Source organism: Flavobacterium sp. LC2016-23 (assembly GCF_009674775.1).
Lineage (GTDB): Bacteria > Bacteroidota > Bacteroidia > Flavobacteriales > Flavobacteriaceae > Flavobacterium.
Genome location: NZ_WKKE01000017.1, coordinates 77,952 through 100,702, shown reverse-complemented (window position 1 = coordinate 100,702; position 22,751 = coordinate 77,952). Strand labels below are relative to the sequence as shown.

Here is a 22,751-nt window from a genome sequence, read left to right as displayed (position 1 = left end):
TTGAAAACAAAAATTTTATTTTTCTTTCTGATGTGTTTTTCATTAAACACTTTTGCTCAGGAAGAGATCGCAGTAGAAAGATACACCGCTCACAACAAAGGTAAATTCTTCGTTTCCTGGGGAGGAAACAGAGATAGCTACACCAAATCTGATGTGAACTTCAGAGGTAAAGATTACAACTTTACGGTGGCAGATATGAAGGCGCATGATAAACCAAAAGGATGGCATATTGATTATGTGAATCCGGCGAATATGACAATTCCTCAGACGAACTTTAGAATGGGATATTTCATTAGCGATCATTACAGTGTTTCAATTGGCTGGGACCACATGAAATATGTAATGACTCAGAATCAAACTGCTAATGTTACGGGCTATATTAATTTACCAGCTGATCAGGCTGGATCGTATTATAACGGAGATTATAACAACAGACCTGTAGATATGTCTCTAAATGGTGCTCACGAAGGTGGTACTGATACTCAGGGAAATCCTCCTGCTTTTTTAATGTACGAACATACAGATGGTCTGAATTATGTGAATACTGAGGTTTCCAGACATGATGATATTTCTAAATTGTTCGGGTTACCAAATACTGATAAATTTCAGATTAATCTAACGGAAGGTTTAGGTGCCGGAGTTTTATATCCTAAAACCAATACTACCCTTTTAGGAAAAGAACGTCACGATGATTTTCATGTTTCCGGTTATGGTTTATCTGCAAAAGCGGGTATTAACTTTACTTTCTTCAAGTATTTCTACTTGCAAGGTGAACTAAAAGGTGGTTATATCGATATGCAGGATATCAGAACTACACAAAGTAATGATGATAAGGCTTCCCAGCATTTCTTATTTTTCCAGCGTATTATTGCTTTCGGAGGAATTTTCAGAATCTAAAAACACTTTACTTTATATTTTAAAAAATAGCTGTCCTTTTATTTGGCAGCTATTTTTTTTATTATTTACTTTGTAACTCAAAGTACTTTAATTTACACTTCATGAAATCTAAAAAATATCTATTTCCGGTAATCACATTCCTAATCAGTTTTGGATTAGCACTGTTTATTAGTTTGAAGGTTTTTCCCAACAATCCATTTACGGGAAACAAACCGGAAAAAACAGAATCCGGCAAATACAAAGATGGTGATATAATTTTTCAAACTTCGGAATCTAAACAATGTGAAGCAGTTCGTATAGCTACTCATTCAAAGTTTTCGCATTGTGGAATTATTTACGATATAAATGGAAAATGGTTTGTTTTTGAAGCCGTTCAGCCTGTAAAACTTACACCACTTGAAGATTGGATCAAACACGGAAAAAACAGCAAATATGTGGTGAAACGATTGAAAAACGACAGTGTGCTGAAACCTGAAGTGCTCCAAAAAATGAAACAGTACAGCCAGCAATTTGATGGTAAAGAATATGATGCCTATTTCGAATGGACCGATAAAAGAATTTACTGTTCTGAATTGGTTTGGAAGATTTATAAAAACGCAGCAGGAATCGAATTATCAAAACTTAGAGAATTGAAAGATTTTAATCTAACTGATCCCAGAGTTGGAAAAATATTAAAAGAGCGTTATGGCAATGATATTCCGCTAGAAGAAAAAGTCGTTGCCCCTTCTGATCTTGCCGATTCTAAACTGCTAACAACGATCACAGATAACTATTAAAAATCACAAAAGCTGATTGAAATCTTCATTGGCTTTTTCTTTTACTTATTTACTTTGAAATTCAAAGAACTTTTAAAAAACTAATCAACTTATGAAAGATCAGATTATTGAAAAAATATACGAATACAGCAAGCAGCCTTACCAAAAGTATTTCAAGAAAAATAAACCGTGGGAAATTGACCAAACAGCCTTATTACACTACCCGGAAGGAAGTTTAGGTTTTGGATTAGGAAATTTTCTTTCTAAAAATCATTTTGATATGCAACCCAAACTGGAAGATCATGATATCATACACGTCCTTACCAATACCGGGATTTCTGTCCGTGAAGAAATCGGAATGCAGTATTACCTGTTAGGAAACGGCAAAAAAAGCTTGTATTTATTTCTGGTAATTGCCTCCGGAACGCCCTTTTATCTGAAAGAAATCAATTATTTCATGCAACAATACAAAAGAGGCAAAAAGGCATTACCGTTTCATTATCTGGACTTTTCAAAAATGTTGTTCACACCCATTCATACGATTCAGAAAACTTTTAATATTTAGACTTATGAAAACTATTGACAAAAAAACTTTTGATGAAACAGAATCGATTGACTTAACGATCGGATCGTTTATAATTAGTACACTGCTGTTTGTCCTGTACATTCTTTCGAATGAAAATTCAAATGTTCTGGTGATTGCAAGTCCGTTTGTGGTTTCGGCCATTGTGCTGAATACGATCATGTTATTACACCTCACCGACCTTTTTATACGAATACCGGAACTGCGAAAAGATATCGGAATTAAAATACTGATTTTACTTTCTAATATTCCGATCACCTTCCTGTATTACTGTATTGTCATGAAAATCTGATCCCTTTCGATTACTTCCAAAAAAAAAGCTGCAAGTAGGTCACTTGCAGCTTTTATATTTATTTCTGAAATCTTAATTGGCCTTAGGCGCATCGATTCCGTTTTGGTCCATCAGGTACATCAGAGTCGTCATTGTAGCTGCTCCAAGTTCTAATTCTCTTTTGTTGATCGCATCAAATTTATCATTTGCTGCGTGGTGATAATCAAAATAACGTTGTGAATCCGGCTTTAAACCTGCTTTTACAATTGCTTTAGACGTTAGATGATCAATATCTGATCCTGCGTGTCCAATGGTGAAACTGTGCACTAAATAAGGTTCAAAAAAGTCTTTGTATCCTTGTATTTTTTTAACATTGGCATCATCTGCCTGTATTGAAAATCCTCTTGGGCTAAATCCGCCTGAATCACTTTCTAAAGCAAAAATATGGTTCTCGTTGTTTTTCTTTGAAACTTCTTCGTATTTCGCTCCGCCTTTTCCACCATTCTCTTCGTTCATGAATAACACGACACGAATTGTATTTTTAGGTTTGTAGTTTAAGTTCTTCAGAATTCGGATCACTTCCATACTTTGTACTACTCCTGCCCCGTCATCATGTGAACCGTCTGCTAAGTCCCAGGAATCCAAATGTCCGCCGACCACCATAATGTTTTCCGGGTGCTCTTTTCCGGTAAGCTCACCAATTACGTTATACGATAAAACGTCCGGTAACGTTTCGCAGGATTGTTTGAAATAGAATTTTAAAGCCGGATTATTTTTTAATGTTGCGCTAAGTAATTCAGCTCCGTTGGTACTAATGGCAGCTGTTGGAATGTATTGCTCTTTTGGCAAATCACCGTAGCTTTGCGCTCCTGTATGAGGAAAATCGTCTAAACGTAAATTCATAGAACGAACAATTGTTCCTACTGCTCCTAATTTTGCTGCTTCTTTTGCTCCTGCAAATCTTTGGTCTACACAGGCTCCGTATGATTTAAAGGTTTCGATATTTTCAGGATCCATTGGTCTGTTAAAAAAAACAATTTTCCCTTTTACTTTGTCTGCTCCCAGTTCTCCTAATTCCTTAATTCCCTGTACTTCGATGACTTCAGCTGTCAGGCCTGTTTTTGCCGTCGCTACAGATCCGCCCAAAGCACAAATCGGAACTACCGTTTTGGTTTTATTATCCAGGATATAAGCTGTTTCTTTTTCGCCTCGTACCCAATGCGGCACCATTACTTCCTGAAGGTATACTTTATCAAGTCCTAATCTTTCTAATTGTGTTTTGGTGTATTGAACTGCAGCTTCAGCAGTTGCAGAGCCCGATAAACGGCTTCCGATATCATTCGACAAATATTCAAGCCAGGTATAACATTTGGACTCGGTTAAGGCTTTTTTGTAGAATAATTTAATGTTTTTTTCATCGTTTGATTGCGCAAAAGATGTCAATCCGTTTAAAACTAAAACAGTTAAAAGAATCGTTTTTCTCATGGTTTTTATAGCATTTTGGGTTATTTGCCCGCTTTAATTGCGAACAAGACAAAGGAACAAAATTCTTTACAACCCACCGTATTTTTCCGAAACCTTTTCTCAAAAAAAAACGCTGATTAACAACTTTTTTGTTGCAATCAGCGTTTTAAAAATTCATTCTGTAAAAAATTATTTTACCTCGATAAGCTTACTCTTTTTACCGATTCCGGTTTCATTAAAAGGTTCAATGGTAAAGTAATATTTTGTTCCCTTATCCAAACCTCTGAAATCGTAAGCGCTGTCTGCGTAGACCATTATGCTGTTGTATAATTTATCCGGGGTAATTCCATAGTAAATATTGTAGCCAATCGCGTCTGCCTGTTTTTTCCACGAAATCATCGCATTACGGGAATCGGCTGCATTTCTTTTGACTTTAAAATCAGCAACTGACTTTGGTTTTTCTTCTAATCCGTTTCCAAAAACCCTGAAATCAGAAACCGCAAACATTCCCGAAGCGTTATGAATGTTTACCATCTTAATGTAACGTGCTTTTATGGCTTTTGTCAGCTCCACATAATCGTGGGGTACATCTTTGTCATTGTTTGATTTATCGACGACCAGAGTCCAATTTAGGGCGTCCTCTGACATCACGATTTGATACTGATAATACATGTCCATCGCTTTATTAAACTGCGTCGCTTTATGATCGGCATAATTGATTTGCAGCGCGTTGATTTCCATCTTTCTACCTAAATCCAGCTGCAGCCACTCGCCGGGTTTATCGGATGTGGCTGACCAGTAGGTCTGAATATTTTCATCGGTTAAGTTAGCCGTGTCGTAACAAATTTTCTCATATACTTTTTTGCCGCCGTGATCCATTCGGTGTGTTTCAACCTCTTTGCATTCTTCGGCAGAAGAAACGGTCACCGGTTTTTTATAAGACAATAACATCCAGCCGGAAGAAGCGCCTTTTGTCTGATCTCTTTGGGCTGTTGGCAATACAATAGGGAAATCGCCATAAGCCGTAATGGAATACATCACATCGTCCTTATCAAATCCTGCGGGAAACATATCGATACGGCGTTCAAAACGGTCTTTTATCGAAATTTTACAGGTTCCCGTATTCCAGTAGTTCCCATAATTGTCGGCAAACGTATTTCCGTGTCCCGCGCCAATTACAAATCCGCCGGGTTTATACGACATCGGATTGTGTTTTTGGTAAACGAATGGCCCTAAAGGATTATCGCCCACGTGAACACCATTGGCATAGCCTTTAAACTCGGTAGCCGGAGCTCCGTATTGCATGTAATATTTTCCGTTGTGTTTGGTCATCCAGGCTCCTTCGATAAAATTGCCCCAGGGTGCCGGTTCCATATCATTGTTGGGTCCGAAACGTTCCCAGCCGTGTGCTGCAGGGTCTAAACCCACCACAGCTTTTGCCTGTCCGTACGGTTTCTGAATGTCCTCTACTTCTTTTGCGGCGTATAATTTTGCATAATCGGCCTGATTGCCTTTTGGAAGCCAGGTATTGTAATCTACTTCTACGCCTACAAGTGGTAATTTTCCGCTTGAACCGTAATACATGTAAACCTTTTTGTCATCATCCTGAAAAATCGCAGGATCCCAGGTAGGCAGCATGGCGGTGTTAACATGCCTTGTCCATCTTCCTGATTTCGGATCGGCTGTTTTCCAGACCGGATGATCTTTTTTCCAGGTCGACCCTACGTAAAATAAAGTATCATTTACGACCCAGGCTGCCGGTGCGCACTGATCATCATCGCCCGGGTTTCTCTGGAAACTTCCATAAACGAATTTCCAGTCGGACATGTCCTTGCTCCAGAAGAATCCTGCCTGATTCGTGGCAAACAGATAATAGTCCCCTTTGTACGTAATAATTACAGGATCTGCGCTCGACCTTCGGGATTCGGGAATGCCATTGTGATTCTGAGTGGTGTAATTGTATCCTATGTTTATGGGATTACAATAGGTCGTAGCTGGCTTCGCAGGATCAAACCATGCTGTTTTTCCGGGGACATTCTGAGCTGAAACATTGCTTACCAGTCCCATAAGAAAAAGCCAAACCGGTATGGAACACCATTTATATGTTTTCATTTTGATTTTATTTTGTTGTAAATACTTTAGATTTTTGGCTAAAAAAAGCCCTTCGGTTAACCAAATCCGAAGGGCTAATTACTAATTAACAAACCAACTATTTAGTTAACTCAAAACTAACTTTCTTATCGGCATTTGAATTTGTTCCAACGAAAACATCAAACTGCCCCGGTTCTGCTACAAATTGTAAATCAGAATTATAAAATTTTAAATCTTCAACAGTGATCTCAAAAGTCACCGTTTGTTTTTCTCCCTTTTTCAGGGCTATTTTCTGGAATCCTTTTAGTTCTCTTACAGGTCTTGTCACTGATCCTACCAAATCCCTGATGTATAACTGAACGGTTTCTTTTCCGTCGAAATTTCCTGTATTGGCAACGTCAACGGTCACCTTTACTTTTCCGCTGAAGTTCATTTTATCGGATGAAATTTTCAAATTTGAATACTCAAAAGTCGTATAACTTAAACCAAAACCGAATGGGAATAAAGGCTCGTTTCTTTCATCGATATAATTGGATCTGAATTTTTCAAATTTTCCTTCTGTGTTGGAAAGCGGTCTTCCTGTATTTTTGTGTGCATAATAAATCGGCACCTGCCCTACGCTTCTTGGAAAAGTAGCGGTCAGTTTTCCGGATGGATTCACATCTCCAAACAAAACATCTGCGATTGCGTATCCGGCTTCACTTCCGGCGAACCAGACATTTAAAATAGCCGGAACGGTTGCATTTTCTTCATTTAGTACCAACGGACGGCCATCAAATAAAACTAATACTACCGGTTTTCCTGTTTTAATCAGGGCCTGCAATAAATCTTTTTGCGCCTGTGGAATTTCCAAATTGGTACGGCTGCTGGATTCTCCGCTCATTTCGGCAGATTCTCCCAGTGCTGCTACAATTACATCAGACTGATTCGCAATTTTAAGCGCCTCTGCTACTAATTCTTCTTTTGAACGGCCGTCACGGTGTAAGGTTTTACCAAACATCGTTGCATTCGTTTCAAAAGTTTCATCGTAATCTAAATTACTTCCTTTTGCATATAACACCTTAACCGAAGGTCCTGCTACTTCTTTAATTCCTCTTAACAGAGAGACTGCATTTTCCATTTTTGTAGCGACGCTCCAGGTTCCCGGCATGTTTTCTTTCGCATCTGCCAATGGTCCGATCAGCGCAATAGTTCCTGATTTTTTAAGCGGCAATGCCTGATTTTGATTTTTTAATAAAACCAGTGATTGTGCCGAAATCTCACGTGCTTCTTTTCTGCTGGCTGCCGTAAAAATTTCGGTTTTTGCTCTTTTCTCGTCGCAATATCTATAAGGATCTTCAAACAATCCTAAGTCATATTTTGCGTTCAGGATAAGTGTAACCGCATTATCTATTTGTTCGATCGTTACTCTTTTCTCGTCTAAAGATTTTTTCAAAGTACTTAGGAAACCTTCTCCAACCATATCCATTTCAACTCCGGCATTTAAGGCCAAAGCAGATACATCCTGAAGATTCCCCATTCCGTGCTCGATCATTTCCGGAATTCCGGTAAAATCAGTCACTACGAAACCTTTAAAACCCCATTTTTTTCTTAAAACATCGGTCATTAACCATTTGCTTCCGGTTGCAGGGATTCCGTCTACTTCATTAAAAGAAGCCATCACAGAACCTACACCTGCATCAACAGCGGCTTTGTAAGGCGGAAAATAGTCATTGAACATTTTGATATGACTCATATCAACTGTATTGTAATCACGTCCTGCTTCCGGCGCTCCGTATAATGCAAAGTGTTTTACACAGGCCAGAATGGTATTGTTTTTTGATAAGTCTTTTTGCTGGTATCCGTTAACCATCGCCTTTGCGATCTGGCTTCCTAAGTACGGGTCTTCCCCTGAACCTTCAGAAACTCTTCCCCAACGCGGGTCACGTGAAATATCTACCATTGGAGAGAAGGTCCAGTTGATTCCGTCGGCACTCGCTTCCTGAGCGGCAATCTGCGCACTTCTTTCGATTAGATTCATATCCCAGGTACAGGATAATCCTAACGGAATCGGGAATGTTGTTTCGTAACCGTGAATAACATCCATACCAAAAAGCAACGGAATTTTTAAACGGCTTTGTTCAACGGCAATCTTTTGGACTTCCCTGATTTTCTGAACCGATTTTATATTGAACAAACCACCTACTTTTCCTTCAGCAATATTTTTTGCAACATTAGAACTATTAGCTTGTCCTGTAGTAATATCACCGGATGTTGGCAAATTTAACTGTCCCAGTTTTTCGTCTAAAGTCATTTTTGAAATTAACTCGGCTACAAACTCAGATTTCGGTTTAATTTTTACTGTATTTTTAGCGTTCTTTTTTTGGGCATACCCCAAAACAGCACATCCTAAAAACAGTAAGACTAATTTCTTTTTCATTCTATTGTTTTTATTTATTTGTATTTATTTTAATCTGTTTAAACATCCAGCTATAAATTTCAGGATTATCGTATACACGTGTCCAGCTGTCGTGACCGGCATCATCAAAAATGGTCAGTTGTACATCTTTGGCTTGGCACTTTTTTAGTTCTTTATAAATGGTGACAGCGTAATCTACGTTTACGACATCATCCAATAAGCCGTGGTAAATTCGGGTTGGAATATTTGCAATTTTACAAGCGCTTTCTAACTCAATCAAATCGACAAAACCTGAAATCGGCACAATTGCCGCAAACAGATCGGGATGCGAAAGCGCTAAATTCCAGGTGGCCCAGCCTCCTGAACTCAAACCGGTTACATAAATCCGATCCGGATCGATATTATGCTCTTTTTGAACTTTTAAAATCAGCTGATAAATGGATTCAATGTCCCAGTTTTCATCTTCTTTGCATTGCGGAGCCAGAACATAGGCATCCAATGCATGCGATTTCAGATATTTTAAAGGACCATTAATTTTGACTTTTTCAAGGTCTGTCCCTTTTTCCCCGTCACCGGATATAAAAACGATTAAGGGCTTTTTATCCTTGGTATTGGCAGGTTTGTGCAATACATAACCCAGCTCATATTTGGTAACCACAACCGTTTTAAAATTTCCGGTGGTCTCGGTTTGCGCCAAAACTATTGCAGAAAAGAGCAGAAATAGGAATGTTATTTTAAATTTCATTTACTGAATATTAGAATCCATATTTAGTTGAACTAAATCCAAGTTTTACTAAACCTTGTTTGGTGTCTGATGCATTCATAAACAACTTCCACAACAAACCACTTCTGTAGTTTTCGATCATAGGAGCAATGGTTCCCTGATCAATTGCCAGATAACGGGCCGTTACCCAACTGTATTGTGGCGAAAAAGCGTCGTAAGGACCTGCAATTCCAACATATTTTGCTTTATTATCATCGTATAAATAATGCAAAAATTTCATAGACTCTATTGGCGTATATGGAAAAGAAGATAAGGCAGCGGTAGGCGAAATAACCCCGTTATCATTGTTAGGCTGATGCGCCGTGTAGCCTGTTGTGCCATCCGGATTACGAGTGTAACTTGCTGTTAATCCCCAGCATTTATCAGAGTAATCTTTAAATCCTTTTGGATTAGCAACACTATACTGAACCATTATTTTTGCATGGTTTTGTGTTAATGCCCAATAATCCGCATATTTATCTTTCAGATTAGTTGGATCCAAACCTAAATATGAATAATGTGACCAAAACATTGGCCCTACATTTCCTGTCGCGCCGTTGTAATTTAAAACAACCGGAATACCATACTGAGCGCCACCATTTACAATTGCTCCGCTTCTCGCCCATGCTTTATGATAAGCTTCAGCAGAAATTGGGTGTGTCGGTGAAGAAGCTGCCATTACGTAGGTAATAAGACATTCGTTATATCCTTCTAATTTAAAGTTCATTTCCCAGCCATAGTTTGGTGACCAGTGCCAGTACAATGCATCCTGTCCCTGGGTGTACCAGTCCCATTCTACGCCTTTCCAAAGTAAATCGGCTTTGGCAGCCAGTTCTTTTTCGGCTGTACTTCCATTTTTAAAATATTCTCTGATAGTAATTAAAGCCTGACAAACAAAAGAAGTTTCTACTAAATCCCCTCCGTTATCTTTTGTTCCGAACGGAATCACTTTTCCTGCTTTATTATCCATCCAGTGTGGCCATGCGCCGTGAAAACGGTCCGCTTTTTCAAGGAAACTCAAAGCTGTGGCAAGTCTAGAAACAGCTTCGGCCCTTGGCAAAAAACCTCTTTCTACTCCTACTACAATACTCATCAATCCGAAACCGGAACCACCTGTGGTAATAATATTCGATTCAAAATTCGGATCTTCGGTAAGATATCTTTCGCGGGCCAGTTTTGAATTAGGATCAGCATAATCCCAAAAATATTTAATGGCATCTTTTTGCACCTGATCCATCGCTTCAGCATCTGTCAGAGGCTTGGTTGGTAGTGTCGGATTGGTTGGTAATGGTGTTCCTCCGCTATTTCCTCCTTCTGGTGAAGAAGAGGAGCATGACATAAAAACACTTAACAAAAGGGGGATATAAAAACTGCTTTTCATTTTTTTAATTGTGATATTAATAGTAAAAAAAAATACACCCGGAATTTTTTCATCCGGGTGTATTGTAAGGATTTCTATCTTTTATCTTTTTCAAGTTTGTATAAAGCTGAAACCTCATTACTTGCAAGAGCCGAATCATAAATTCTGAATTCATCCATTAAGCCTGCGTAACTTGTAGCCCAGTCTTGTTGCGAACCATTGTTTAACGGAGGTGTTGTTTCGAACTGATGGTTTCCGAAAACCACTTTACCATTTGTACCTACCATTTGAAATACACCATATTTTGGAGCATTTTTAACGTTAGCGTAAGTACCCGGATCGTCAGCATACCATATTGCAGTACCTACAACTCCTTCTGCAGGAGCAAACGGGAAACCACCAACATTTGCACTTGGTGCTCCGTTCGTATAACAATTGATAGTACTGGTTTTAGAATCATAGGCCAAAACAACATGTACCCATGTATTTAAACTATTATCAAGGTTTACGATAACACTTTGTCCTTTCCACATTACTCCGGTTCTTCCATTCTCCACTCCAAGTTTTAATCGTAGTCTGTTTGGATTAGCACTATCCGGATTTTCCAAAAACAAATTAATGCCTCCCCAAAATTCGGTTGGTCTAACGATTGAAAAAATACCCTGTGCTCCTTTTCCCTGTCCCGGGCTTCCACCGTCCGGAACGGTATTGGCTGTATTCATCCAGAATGAAATGGTGTAATCATTCAGAGCCGTAATTTTTGCAGTTGCATTTCCTACAGCGTAGCGGGCAACAGCGCTGGAACCCTGATACGCATTTCCTTTCACTCCTTCAGCGTAAGCAACATTCATCCCTTCAAGACCTGTAATATTGCTTTTGCTATCGTTTAAATTCCCATCAAAACTAAATTTGGAAATCAGGTGAGTTGCAGCAACTTCATCAGAATTCTCATAACCTCCAATTGATTCATACGGAATTGGGGCATTGTCCTTATCGATACTATCTTCGCAGCCCACAAATACTGTTGCAGCCAAAACAAAAGAAAGCAAGAAAATAGATTTATTTTTTTTCATTTTTATGGTCTTAAAAATTAATAATTAGGATTTTGAGCTGATAAACCATCTGCTTGTTTGATAAAGGAAGCCGGAATCGGAAACACTTCGTTTTTACCTTCCGTAAACACTTTTCCATCAATTGCAAAAGCTGCTTTGGCCTGACCCGTGCGAACCAAATCAAAGAATCTGTCGTGCTCAAAAGCCATTTCTACTCTTCTTTCTCTCCAGATTGCCGTTCTAATATCACCCTGAGATGAATAAGTTGTATTCGCTAAACCGGCTCTGTTTCTGATTTGGTTTAATAATGGAATAGCATCCGGTGTCTGACCTAATTCGTTAAGAGCTTCTGCTTTCATTAATAAAACTTCAGCATATCTTAAATATTTAATATCAACATCTGTTTCCCAGGCATCTGTATAGGCAGACGAATAGGCCTTGTAGTTATATCGTTCGTTTTCAACTGTAGTCGGAATTACTCTTCCATCATACAACGTTGTTCCTCTAAAGATAATAGTTGCATTTTTTCTTACGTCACCCGGCTCATACGCATTTACTAAACTTTGAGATGGCGTATTGAAACCCCAACCCCATCCACCGGCACCACGCGCACCTTGTGTGTTTGAATAGCCTTCGATTCCTTTAGCCGGTACTGCACCCTGAGCATAAATTTCGAAAATACTTTCTGAATCGAATTTACCTGCTACTCTGAACATACTGGCATAGTCACTAACAATCGAGTAGCCCGTAACTTTATTACAATTGTCTACTACTTTCTGCCAGTTTTTCTGATATAAATTTACTTTGGCCAGTAAAGCATAAGCAGCTCCTTTTGATACTCTTGATCTTTCATTTGCAGCATACGCCCCTTTTTCAGGTAATGCGGCAATAGCGTCATTTAAATCACTTTCGATAAAAGCATACACCTCTGCACTTGTTTTGCGGGTTAACTGCATAATACGATCAGAATCTGAACCCGGAACCGGTAAGTGATCTACAATTGGTACTCCTCCGTAACATTTCACTAAAGTAAAATACATAAATGCTCTTAAAAACTTCGCTTCACCAGCTAATCTGGCTCTCAGGGCCGGACTTGCTTTATCCAGTTTCGGAAGAATATTCAAAGCCTGATTACATCTGTTTATTCCATCGTAATTGGCGGTAAAAGTACTTTCGGCAGAAGGGTTCGAAGCATTGTACGTTAAAGCATCCAGAACGTCTTTATCGGTTCCGGTATCACCAGGAGATGATCCTTTATCGGCATCATCAGATGTAATACTTGACAGACCGATCCAGCCGAATGAGGTCATATCCCAGTTTAGGAATTTGTTATAAATTGAAGTCACAAATTGTGTTGCTCCCGCGTCATTATTGTATAATTCAATATCATCTGTAGAAACCGATTCTGTTTGATCTACATCTAAATAATCGTCTGCACAGCCTGTAAAAAAGAATGCTGATACTACAAACGCTGCTATATATATCTTTTTCATAATTTTAAAATTTTAAGTTAACTCCCATTACAAATGATCTCAAAGTTGGATAAGCATCCAATTCCACTCCCTGAGTTCCGTAAGGATTTCCATCTCCGTTTAATTCCGGAGAGAATCCTGAGAATTTTTGTGTGATAAACGGATTTATTGCATTTACATAAATTCTGCAGGAAGTGATAAAACTCTCGCTTTGCAATGGCAATTTGTATCCTACTGTAATGTTGTTGATTCTAAAGAAATCACCTGATTCCAAATAATAAGTAGAAGCAACTGGTACCTGGTTGAATGGTGCAGGATTTGAAGCTGTTACATTGTTAAGTGTCCAAAAATTACCGGCAAGAGAATCTTCGATATTTTCTCCTGAAAAACGCTGTGCTTTTTTACCATTGTACACTTTTGCACCGTTCGTTCCGTAACCGTCTACAGAGACATCAAAGTTTTTGTAATTAAATCCTAAAGACACTCCATAATTAGATTTTGGCATGCTTGATCCTACATATTTTTTGTCTGTAGTGGCATTTAGTGCATCCTGAGTTACTTTATTACCTGCAGCATTGTAATACAACATTTTTCCAGTTGCAGCGTCAAAACCTGCATAATCGTAGATATAGAAACTTCCTAACGGCTGACCAATAGTAGTGTTATCCAGTAATTTAGTATCTTGTCCGTTGCCTAATCCTCCTCCGATAAGCGGAGATAAAATAACATTTTTCAGACCTGTAAGTTCATTTTTATTATTCGAAAAGTTTCCACCGATGAAATAGCTGAAATCTTCACCAATTTTGTCATCCCAGCGTAAAGAAATTTCATAACCTTTGTTCGAAACCTCTCCTACGTGTGCCGGAGATACATTTGTTATTCCTGATGTAACATACGGTTTTGTATTTAAAATGATGTTATTTGTATTTCTGTCATACACATCAAGAGTTCCTTTTAATTTGCTGTTCAGTAATTCGAAATCCAAACCAACAGAAGTCTCTTCCGTAACTTCCCAGGATAAACTTGGATCAATTTGCGAGTTAATAGTGCTTCCTTCATTCAAAATAGAACCTCCTAAATACGCAGTTTGACCCGATGTATAGCTTGCTCTGTTTAGTGGTACATTCTGGTTTCCTAATTTACCCCAGCCTCCTCTTAATTTTAATAAACTAATTGTTTCTGAATTTGCTAAGAAAGACTCTTTAGAAAGAACCCATCCCAGACCAAAAGCAGGAAACGTACCCCAACGGTAATCTTTTCCAAAATTTGAAGATCCGTCACGTCTTACCGTTCCGGTAACCAAATATTTATCCATCAATTTATATTGGAAACGGCCTAAATAAGATGCCAGTTTTACTTCATTGAAAACTTCGTCCTTATAGCTCGTTATATTTGCAGCATATTCTACATCTTTCAGAGCCCAGTAGTTCGCATCCGAATTTACATTTTTTCTTTTGATGGTAAGTTTTTCCCTGTTACCTTTCACACTTGTTTCAATACCGGCTACTACTTCAATATCGTGAATATCGTTAAACACCTTGTTATAGGTCAGGTAGTTTGCTAAATTCCAATTGTAATAGTCTTCTCTTCCTTTGGTTAATAAATTAATATTAGCATTTGGAAATTCTTTTTCGTAATCACTTGCTACTTTATTAGGATTGGCCGCAAGCCATACATTTTTGGTGTCTTCAAAATTATATTGTTTCCAGGTGTAGTATTCTCCATTAAACTGAGAAGTAAATTTTAAGGATTTTAAAATTTCATAGTCTAATTTCAGACCTCCCTGCAAGGTTATACTTTTTTGTTGCTCATCAAAAAAATCAAGTTGTGCCACCGGATTTCCAACATTGTTAAATGCTGATCCTGTTTCGTTTGCAAAACCATCTGCACCAACTCTTGGTACTCCGTATTTTCCGTCAGGAAAAAAAACAGGCACTATTGGTGATTGTTTGTACGCATTTGTAAAAGCTCCCAACGGTTTAGGAGTCGATTTTGTAGACGTAAAACTGAAGTTTTGATTTAGCGTCAATTTTTTAGAAATTTTATATTCATTATTATTTCTAAAAGTGGTACGGCCATAACTTAGTCCGTTTAGGATTGCTTTTTCTTCGTAATTTCCTAAACTGAAAAAATACTTAACATTTTCAGAACCGCCGGAAACAGAAATGTTGTTTTGTGTATACGATCCGCTTCTTGTAATTTCATCAAACCAATCTGTATTTACAGGCTGATCTTGTGAAAAAGTAGTGTTTTGCAAAGCGGCATTCGTATAATAAGCAAACTTATTACTGCCCGCCATTTTAACTTTTTTAAGCGGCTCTCTTACACCCGCAAAGCTTTCTATTTCTACAGAAACTTTATTATCACCTTTTCCTTTTTTGGTTGTAATAATAATAACTCCGTTGGCTGCTCTGGTACCGTAAATAGCAAGTGCAGAAGCATCTTTTAAGATATCATAAGAAGTAATATCGTTTGTATTAATATTATTGATATTCTCCGTTTGCATTCCGTCTACTACATACAAGGGAGTTCTTCCTCCTAGTGCGGTTCCCAAACCTCTAATCACAACAGAAGGAGTGCTTCCCGGTAAATCTGATGAGATTACCTGAACCCCGGCCGCTTTACCCTGAATAGCCTGTGAAGCGTTTAACACTTTTGTTTTGGTAATTTCCTCCGATTTGATCGAACTAATTGAGGTAGTATTATCAATTTTCTTTCTGGTACCGTATCCAATAACGACTACTTCTTTTAAAGCAGTATCACCGGATTCCTTTAATGTAATTGTCATTAGTCCTGAAGTTGCAGGCAAAGAAACTGGTTCAAAACCCAACATAGAGATTTTTAACATCTCGCCTTCTTTGGCATTGATCGTAAAGTTACCATCGAAATCAGCATCAGCAGAAGTTCTGGATTGAGGCGCACTGATCACAGCTCCCGGAACTCCCATTCCGCTGCTATCTAATACTTTTCCTTTAATTGTCTGCCCGGACATATAAGCCGGCAGCAATAAGAGTGCTAAAAAACTAAAAATAAAATTTTTCATACAGTTTGTAATCGTTTAAGTTAGTAGAGCCAAATTAAACAATTACAACGTTGTAGTACATCAAACAGTACTACTACACAGCTACATCACTACATCAAAAAACTTAGCTAAAGAACTACCAATAAAGACTTTAACGTATTTTAATTTTTCATTAACATAACGTTATGATGTAGTAATGATGTATTAGAATTACGTAAAAAAAGAATTGAAAAATTAAACTATGTTTAAAAAACATGTAAGAATCTTACACAGTCAATAAAAATTTTGACAGGTTTTCATCCTGACTAAGGTTTAATTTCTTTCTCAGACGATATCTGTGTAATTCTACACCTCTAAAGGAGATGTTCATCATAGGTGCAATTTCCTTTGAAGAAAGGTTCATTTTAAGATAAACACACAGTTTTATATCTTTTGGAGTAAGGTTTGGGAATTTCTTTGTCAAATTAATAATAAACTCATTGTGAATCTGGTTCAGAGTGGTTTCGAAAGTTTCCCATTCGTGTTTGTTCACTTCATTGATTTTAATGGCCTTTTTAATTTCGCTTTTCAGTTTATTAAAATCTTTTTCTGAGTCTAAAATGTTCTGTATATTTTCAATCATTTCACTTTGCTTGGCTATCGACAAGGATTTTCCGGCAACTTCAGATGATTTTGTCTGCAATTCCAGTTCCAAAATATGTTTTTCATATTCCTGAACATTTAATTCATTCTCCGCTTTTAGCTCCATTTCCAGAATTTCTCTCTGATGTTTCAGTTCTTCTGCCTGCAATTTTAACTTTTGAGTGTATCGAAGCTTGTTCCATTTGTAATATAAAAACAGTACAGCGGCAATTACGAACAAATACATCAAAATCATCCAAAGTGAAAAATACCAGGGCTGGGCTACTTTAAAAGAAAACTCTTCTACTTTTTCATAACTGGCGCCATCGTGTTTATAGATCACCACAGAATGATAACCGCTGCTTAAATTATTCAGTAAAATTACGCCATCAGAAATGGGGGTAAAATCTTTGCTTTTATTTAGTTTATAAAATAAATTTGGTTTGCTGGCCCCATATATTCCCGAAATCACATTTATTTTTAACTCTTTATTGAATTTAATTTTAGAATCATCTGCAATTAAGATATTGTCACTAAAGGCTTCGACCCTTAAAGCTTTATGTTGCTTGTTTTCGTACTTTAACTGAAGGGAAATAAAACCGTCATCGAGATTTAACAAATAATGATTTTCATTTTTAAAGATTCTCAAATTTTCATTGATCAGTTTTCCTTTATAATATTTCTCCTGAATAATATTCCAGACAAATTTATTTCCGGTGGCATAAATATGGTATAAAATCCCATTCTGGAGTACCATAAAATGATCTTCATCTATTGCTACAATATCAGATACATTCTTGAAATTAGCATTAAATAATTCATTTTCCTCCAGTTTATTGGTAAGCGAATTATACGTATACCAGGAATTATCAATTAGAAAAAGTATTTCTTTTCTGAATTCAAAAATCTTAATCCCAAAATCATTTTTTATTTTGGCTTGCTGTGTGACATTCTCTACTTTTTTTGTTTTATAATCATCGTCCAGTAAAACACGATATAAACCACGATAATTATCCGCTGCCCAGATTTCATTTTTTTTATTCTGGGCCACATATTTTATGGGTTTGGCCAGATCCTTTATTATTTTGTAGTGTGACAGGTTTGATAAATCATCATACACCAGAATACCGCTGTAAGTCGACTGAAAATACGTATTATTAATACTGCTTTTGGATAAATTCCAGCCACCGCTTACTCCATTAATTTTAGTGAGAGTACCATTATCATATGAAAATGTTCCGTCATTGTGTCCAATAATATATTTGGTGCCAATTTTGGTAATATTCCAGCCCTGGCCCTGTGTATTGGGCAGCATGTTAAACCTGCCGGCTCCAAATTCAAAAATACCATGATTGGAAGCAATCAGATAGCCTTTATTGGTGGTTGCCACCGAATAAACAGATCCTAATATACCGGAATTATCATAGAAAAAGGATATCGGAGAATTGACTTCCACATGAGCAATTCCGTTATCAAGACCCAGCCATAAATCATCTTCCTTATCAAAGCCAATAGTTAAAATCGAATTGTTCATTAAAACATTATTCCGATCAATGTTTTTATACAAATTGGAATCTAAGTCTAAAATTATAACGCCCTTATTTCCGGTACCAATGATCAGTTTATTTCCCTTAATAAATTTGGCAACATTGATAGTGGTTGATTTTAAGGTTTCGTTCAAGGGATTATTCCAGGGCCTGAGGCCATTTTTTTCAACTACAAAAACCCCTTTTTTCTGTGTAAAAATGTAGGTTTGGTTTTTGTATTTTTCTATGGCGTGAACTACCGTGTTTTTCAGAACATTCCATCCTTTTGGATTTGCAATTCTTTTGCCGTTCATCTTAAAAATACCATCCTGAACAGAAGCTACATACAGGTTATTATCGATAAAAAAGCAATACGATATCAGAAATGGAAATTTTATTTTTTTTATGGTTTTTCCATTATAAATAAAAACATCATTGAAGGATTGAAAATAAAGCGAACCATTGAACCGGAATATTTTCCAGATTTCCTCGTTGTCTTTTTCATCAAATAAACGCAGGTTTTTGGTAATCGAAACGTAATGCATTTTACCCTCGTTACGGTACCAGTACCCAAATTCTTTATAAGAACCGGAATATATTTTGTCGCCTTCAATTAAAATAGAACGAATAATCGTTTTATTCGGCAAAGTGTATTTCTCCCATATCACACCGTCGTATCGCAACAAATAATGGTTGTTGGCAAAATACATGGCATTATCTTTTCCCTGTGCCACATTCCAGATCTGATTATCTCCCTGATAATCTGATTTACTGTAATTTTCAACAAAGGGAAGTAATTCTTGTGCCTGAATTTGTGAAGCTATGAAAAAGAAGAAAAGTAATTTTAAAAGTATCGATTTCAAAATATTCGGATTTATATTCAAAGATACTGACAAATATTTAATTTTTGAATGTAAAAAAGCTCCCCTATTGGAGAGCTTTTATCTATAAAATACGTTTCTAATGCTGGAGCAGCTGATAAACCTGATTGGCAATTTCATATTCTTCATCTGTCGGAACAACCAAAACTTTAGCTTTAGAATTGGGGGTATTAATTTCCCTGATTTCTTTTGAACGAACTGCATTTTTTTCATCATCCAGTTCAATTCCGAAATAATCCATATCCGTACAAACCAGTTTACGCATGTACAAAGAGTTTTCACCAATTCCGGCGGTAAAAATAATCGCATCCAAACCATTTAAGGCTGCCGTATAAGAACCAATTGTTTTTTTAATTCGGTACGCATTCATCAGCAAAGCCAGCTGACAGTCTTTATTTCCTTTTTCAGCTTCTGATTCGATATCACGTAAATCACTGTAGCCTGTAAGGCCAAGCATTCCGCTTTGTTTGAGCAAAATTGCATTTACTTCATCAGCCGTATAATTTAGATTCTTGATCAGATAAAAAATTACGGACTGATCGATATCTCCAGCTCGGGTTCCCATTATTAAACCATTTGAAGGAGAAAAACCCATCGTCGTATCGATACATTTTCCGTCTTTAATAGCAGCCATACTGCAGCCATTTCCCAAATGAATGGTAATTATTTTTGAATTGTGCTGTAAAAAATCAATTGCTTTTTCAGAAACATATTTATGGCTTGTTCCGTGAAAACCATAAACACGGACTTTATTCTCTGTTAAAAGATAATTCGGAATGGCGTATTTGAATGCGGTCTCCGGCATTGTCTGATGAAAAGCCGTATCAAAAACAGCAATTTGCTCTGCCGAGTTAAAAATTTCTTCGGCCACATTAATTCCTTCTAAATTGGCTGGATTATGTAAAGGTGCCAATTCAAAAAGCTGTTTAATTTTTAATTTGACTTTCTCATCAATTTTTACGGTATCTGTAAAGTCACTTCCGCCGTGAACGACGCGATGACCAACAGCCGCAATTTCCGAAGTTGATTTTATAACTCCTTTTTCCGGATCCAAAAGCATTTCGGCTACTTTCTGCAGCCCCACTTTATGATTCGGAATCGGAAGTAATTCTTCTAAAGAATCTGATGCCGTTTTAAATGTAATATTTGAAATTTCCAAACCAATTCTGTCAATCATTCCGGAACAAATCACTTCGTTTTCCGGCATTACCATTAATTGATATTTGATGGATGAACTTCCTGAATTTATAATTAGTATTTTCATTTTTTTTAAGGTTCTAAGATGCTAAGTTTCTAAGCTGCTAAGTTTTTTTTAAAAATTTTACTGCCACCCTGAACGAAGTCGAAGGCTGGTCAAACGAAAAGGGGCTTCGACTCCGCTCAGCCTGACATGCTTTTTTTAGGTAATAATCATAACCCAAAACTCATAATTTACAACTCATAATTCATAATTAATTAAAGTCCTTGTGCCTGAATGGCTGTAATTACTACTGTGTTTATGATATCATCTACCGTACAGCCACGGCTTAAATCGTTTACGGGCTTGTTTAAGCCTTGTAACATTGGTCCGATGGCCAAAGCTCCGGTTTCTCTCTGAACGGCCTTATACGTATTATTTCCTGTATTTAAATCCGGAAAAATTAAGACACTCGCCTGGCCTGCCACTTCAGAATCCGGCATTTTACTTTTTCCAACCGTAAGATCAACTGCAGCATCATACTGAATGGGTCCTTCGATTTTTAAATCAGGGCGTTTGGCTTTTACAATTGCAGTGGCTGTTCTTACTTTATCGACTTCATCTCCTTTTCCTGAAGACCCGGAAGAATACGAAAGCATGGCTATTTTGGGTTCAATTCCGAAAGCCAGACTTGACTCTGCTGACGAAATTGCAATTTCTGCCAATTGTTCAGCGGTTGGGTTTGGATTAATGGCACAATCTCCAAAAACAGAAACCCTGTCTTCCAGGCACATGAAGAATACAGAGGAAACTACAGACGAATTAGGTTTTGTTTTGATAAATTGTAATGCCGGTAAAATGGTATGCTGCGTGGTGTGTGCGGCGCCGGAAACCATTCCGTCTGCATGACCTTTATACACCATCATAGTTCCGAAATAAGAAACATCTTCCATTAAATCCCTGGCCATTGTAATACTTACGTTTTTGGCTTTTCTAAGCTCGTAATAGGTATTGGCATAATCTTCATAGAGCTTAGATTCTATCGGATTGATGATATTAACTTTAGAAAAATCAAACGTAATTCCGAGTTCAGCAACTTTACTTTCTATTTGTTTTTTATCTCCAATAATCGAAATATCCACCACATCCATATCCAGTAATCGTGAAGCTGCCATAATGATCCGGTCGTCATTTCCTTCCGGCAGCACAATATGCTTGCGATGCTGTTTGGCTCTTTTCACCATATTGTACTGAAACATCTTTGGTGTCATTCCTTCTGCCACAAAAGTGATTAACCTTTCCGACAAAGCGTCCACTTTTACATATTTTTCGAAAGTACTGATCGATGTTTCTATTTTATGCGTGTTGTTAGCATAAATTTCAGATCTGATGCTGCCAATTTTATTGGTGATGTGATAGGTTCCTCCGTCCACTGCAATGATTGGCACAACTGCCGAAAGTCCTTCGATAAGTTTTAATATACTTTGTTCCGGAATTATATTGCCGGTCAGGATAATTCCGGAAATCGTCGGATAATTGGCTGACTCATTGGCCTGTAATGCCCCTAATATAATATCCGAGCGGTCTCCTGGCGTAATTACCAAAGCGTTATTCTGCAAGTGAACCAGATAATTATGCAATTGCATGGCTCCGACACTGTAGTGTCCTATTTCATTGTTTAAATAGGTTTCTCCAAACAGTACTTTAGCATCCAGTTCGTTGACAATTTCCTGCATGGTCGGATTGTTCAGACTTGAAATCAAAGGAATGGTATTTATCAAAACATTGGCTGGCAGACTTTTTTGCAGGCTTTTGGTAACCAGTTCGATGTTTTCAGGCTGTACTTTATTAGCAAAAACGGACAATACCTCCACTTCTTTTACTTTAAAGGAATCATAAACCAAGTGTAGACTGTCTACCAGTTCATCAAGGGTTTTCCCAATACCGGATCCTATAATTATGGTTGGAATTCCAAGATTTTTTGCAATTAGAACGTTGGTATCCAATTCAATTGAAGTTCCTTCTCCGGTAAAACTGGTGCCTTCGACCAGAACAAAATCAAAGCGTTCTTCAAGACGTTTGTACTTTTCTATAATTAAGTCTAAAACCTCTCCGATTTTCCCTTTATTTTTCTTTTTGATCAGTTTACTTTTCGTAATAGCATAAGCGTCTTCAAACTTAATATCAAGATTAAAATGGGAAAGAACTGTTTCGATATGATTGTCTACCCCGCCATCGACAAAATCTTCAACAATAGGCCTGAAATATCCCACCTTGGCGGTTTTCCCGATCAGAATACTCATCAGACCAAGCGTAATAATTGATTTTCCGCTATTCTGATCACTGGTGGCTATATAGATTGCTTTACTCATAATTTATATTTTGAAACGAAACAAATGTCGTACAATTACTATTTTT

General features: G+C 37.4%; 15 protein-coding genes. 4 read left to right on the top strand and 11 right to left on the bottom strand.

Annotated features, from left to right (window positions below; genetic code table 11):
- The 4 genes from GJU43_RS15500 (at position 1) to GJU43_RS15485 (ending at position 2,527) form a co-directional block, all read left to right on the top strand.
- Positions 1-897 carry a hypothetical protein gene (locus tag GJU43_RS15500; RefSeq protein ID WP_154341675.1) on the top strand — a complete coding sequence of 299 codons (897 nt, stop codon included), beginning with the start codon at positions 1-3 and terminating at the stop codon, positions 895-897.
- 101 nt (positions 898-998) lie between these two features.
- Positions 999-1,673, top strand: coding sequence for a YiiX family permuted papain-like enzyme (locus GJU43_RS15495; RefSeq protein WP_154341673.1), 675 nt, complete (start codon positions 999-1,001; stop codon positions 1,671-1,673).
- Between the two features lie 91 nt (positions 1,674-1,764).
- Positions 1,765-2,217 carry a hypothetical protein gene (locus GJU43_RS15490; RefSeq protein WP_154341671.1) on the top strand — a complete coding sequence of 151 codons (453 nt, stop codon included), beginning with the start codon at positions 1,765-1,767 and terminating at the stop codon, positions 2,215-2,217.
- Between the two features lie 4 nt (positions 2,218-2,221).
- Positions 2,222-2,527: a hypothetical protein gene (locus GJU43_RS15485; protein ID WP_154341669.1), complete on the top strand. Its 306-nt coding sequence runs from the start codon at positions 2,222-2,224 to the stop codon at positions 2,525-2,527.
- 72 nt (positions 2,528-2,599) lie between these two features.
- Here the strand turns inward: GJU43_RS15485 and GJU43_RS15480 are convergent, their stop codons facing one another.
- The 11 genes from GJU43_RS15480 to pta form a co-directional block, all read right to left on the bottom strand.
- Entirely contained in the window at positions 2,600-3,991 is a 1,392-nt protein-coding gene (locus GJU43_RS15480; protein ID WP_154341668.1) for a M20/M25/M40 family metallo-hydrolase, read from the bottom strand.
- A 168-nt stretch (positions 3,992-4,159) separates the two neighbouring features.
- On the bottom strand, positions 4,160-6,082 hold the full coding sequence (locus tag GJU43_RS15475) for a discoidin domain-containing protein (protein ID WP_154341666.1): 1,923 nt from the start codon (positions 6,080-6,082) through the stop codon (positions 4,160-4,162).
- 97 nt (positions 6,083-6,179) lie between these two features.
- On the bottom strand, positions 6,180-8,480 hold the full coding sequence (gene bglX, locus GJU43_RS15470; protein WP_154341664.1) for a beta-glucosidase BglX: 2,301 nt from the start codon (positions 8,478-8,480) through the stop codon (positions 6,180-6,182).
- A 10-nt stretch (positions 8,481-8,490) separates the two neighbouring features.
- On the bottom strand, positions 8,491-9,204 hold the full coding sequence (locus tag GJU43_RS15465) for a prolyl oligopeptidase family serine peptidase (protein WP_154341662.1): 714 nt from the start codon (positions 9,202-9,204) through the stop codon (positions 8,491-8,493).
- Positions 9,205-9,214: 10 nt separating this feature from the next.
- Positions 9,215-10,603 (bottom strand): glucoamylase family protein, encoded by a 1,389-nt coding sequence (locus GJU43_RS15460; RefSeq protein ID WP_154341659.1) that lies wholly within the window; start codon positions 10,601-10,603, stop codon positions 9,215-9,217.
- 74 nt (positions 10,604-10,677) lie between these two features.
- Positions 10,678-11,655, bottom strand: a complete 978-nt coding sequence (locus GJU43_RS15455) for a LamG-like jellyroll fold domain-containing protein (RefSeq protein WP_154341658.1) — start codon at positions 11,653-11,655, stop codon at positions 10,678-10,680.
- A 17-nt stretch (positions 11,656-11,672) separates the two neighbouring features.
- Entirely contained in the window at positions 11,673-13,127 is a 1,455-nt protein-coding gene (locus tag GJU43_RS15450; RefSeq protein ID WP_154341656.1) for a RagB/SusD family nutrient uptake outer membrane protein, read from the bottom strand.
- 4 nt (positions 13,128-13,131) lie between these two features.
- Entirely contained in the window at positions 13,132-16,149 is a 3,018-nt protein-coding gene (locus GJU43_RS15445) for a SusC/RagA family TonB-linked outer membrane protein (protein WP_154341654.1), read from the bottom strand.
- A gap of 244 nt (positions 16,150-16,393) precedes the next feature.
- Positions 16,394-19,138 carry a histidine kinase gene (locus GJU43_RS15440; protein ID WP_154341652.1) on the bottom strand — a complete coding sequence of 915 codons (2,745 nt, stop codon included), beginning with the start codon at positions 19,136-19,138 and terminating at the stop codon, positions 16,394-16,396.
- 97 nt (positions 19,139-19,235) lie between these two features.
- Complete coding sequence (locus GJU43_RS15435; RefSeq protein ID WP_154341651.1) at positions 19,236-20,420, bottom strand: acetate/propionate family kinase; 1,185 nt, start codon at positions 20,418-20,420, stop codon at positions 19,236-19,238.
- Positions 20,421-20,611: 191 nt separating this feature from the next.
- The gene (gene pta, locus GJU43_RS15430) at positions 20,612-22,705 is read right to left on the bottom strand and encodes a phosphate acetyltransferase (RefSeq protein ID WP_154341649.1); all 2,094 of its coding nucleotides are present in this window, start codon (positions 22,703-22,705) and stop codon (positions 20,612-20,614) included.
- Positions 22,706-22,751: the final 46 nt, after the last annotated feature.

Coding starts and splice junctions, on each gene's coding strand:
- GJU43_RS15475 (WP_154341666.1), bottom strand. CDS start 6,082: ATGAAAACATATAAATGGTGTTCCATACCGGTTTGGCTTTTTCTTATG.
- GJU43_RS15455 (WP_154341658.1), bottom strand. CDS start 11,655: ATGAAAAAAAATAAATCTATTTTCTTGCTTTCTTTTGTTTTGGCTGCA.
- GJU43_RS15445 (WP_154341654.1), bottom strand. CDS start 16,149: ATGAAAAATTTTATTTTTAGTTTTTTAGCACTCTTATTGCTGCCGGCT.
- GJU43_RS15450 (WP_154341656.1), bottom strand. CDS start 13,127: ATGAAAAAGATATATATAGCAGCGTTTGTAGTATCAGCATTCTTTTTT.
- GJU43_RS15435 (WP_154341651.1), bottom strand. CDS start 20,420: ATGAAAATACTAATTATAAATTCAGGAAGTTCATCCATCAAATATCAA.
- pta (WP_154341649.1), bottom strand. CDS start 22,705: ATGAGTAAAGCAATCTATATAGCCACCAGTGATCAGAATAGCGGAAAA.
- GJU43_RS15495 (WP_154341673.1), top strand. CDS start 999: ATGAAATCTAAAAAATATCTATTTCCGGTAATCACATTCCTAATCAGT.
- GJU43_RS15460 (WP_154341659.1), bottom strand. CDS start 10,603: ATGAAAAGCAGTTTTTATATCCCCCTTTTGTTAAGTGTTTTTATGTCA.
- GJU43_RS15485 (WP_154341669.1), top strand. CDS start 2,222: ATGAAAACTATTGACAAAAAAACTTTTGATGAAACAGAATCGATTGAC.
- GJU43_RS15465 (WP_154341662.1), bottom strand. CDS start 9,204: ATGAAATTTAAAATAACATTCCTATTTCTGCTCTTTTCTGCAATAGTT.
- GJU43_RS15480 (WP_154341668.1), bottom strand. CDS start 3,991: ATGAGAAAAACGATTCTTTTAACTGTTTTAGTTTTAAACGGATTGACA.
- bglX (WP_154341664.1), bottom strand. CDS start 8,480: ATGAAAAAGAAATTAGTCTTACTGTTTTTAGGATGTGCTGTTTTGGGG.
- GJU43_RS15490 (WP_154341671.1), top strand. CDS start 1,765: ATGAAAGATCAGATTATTGAAAAAATATACGAATACAGCAAGCAGCCT.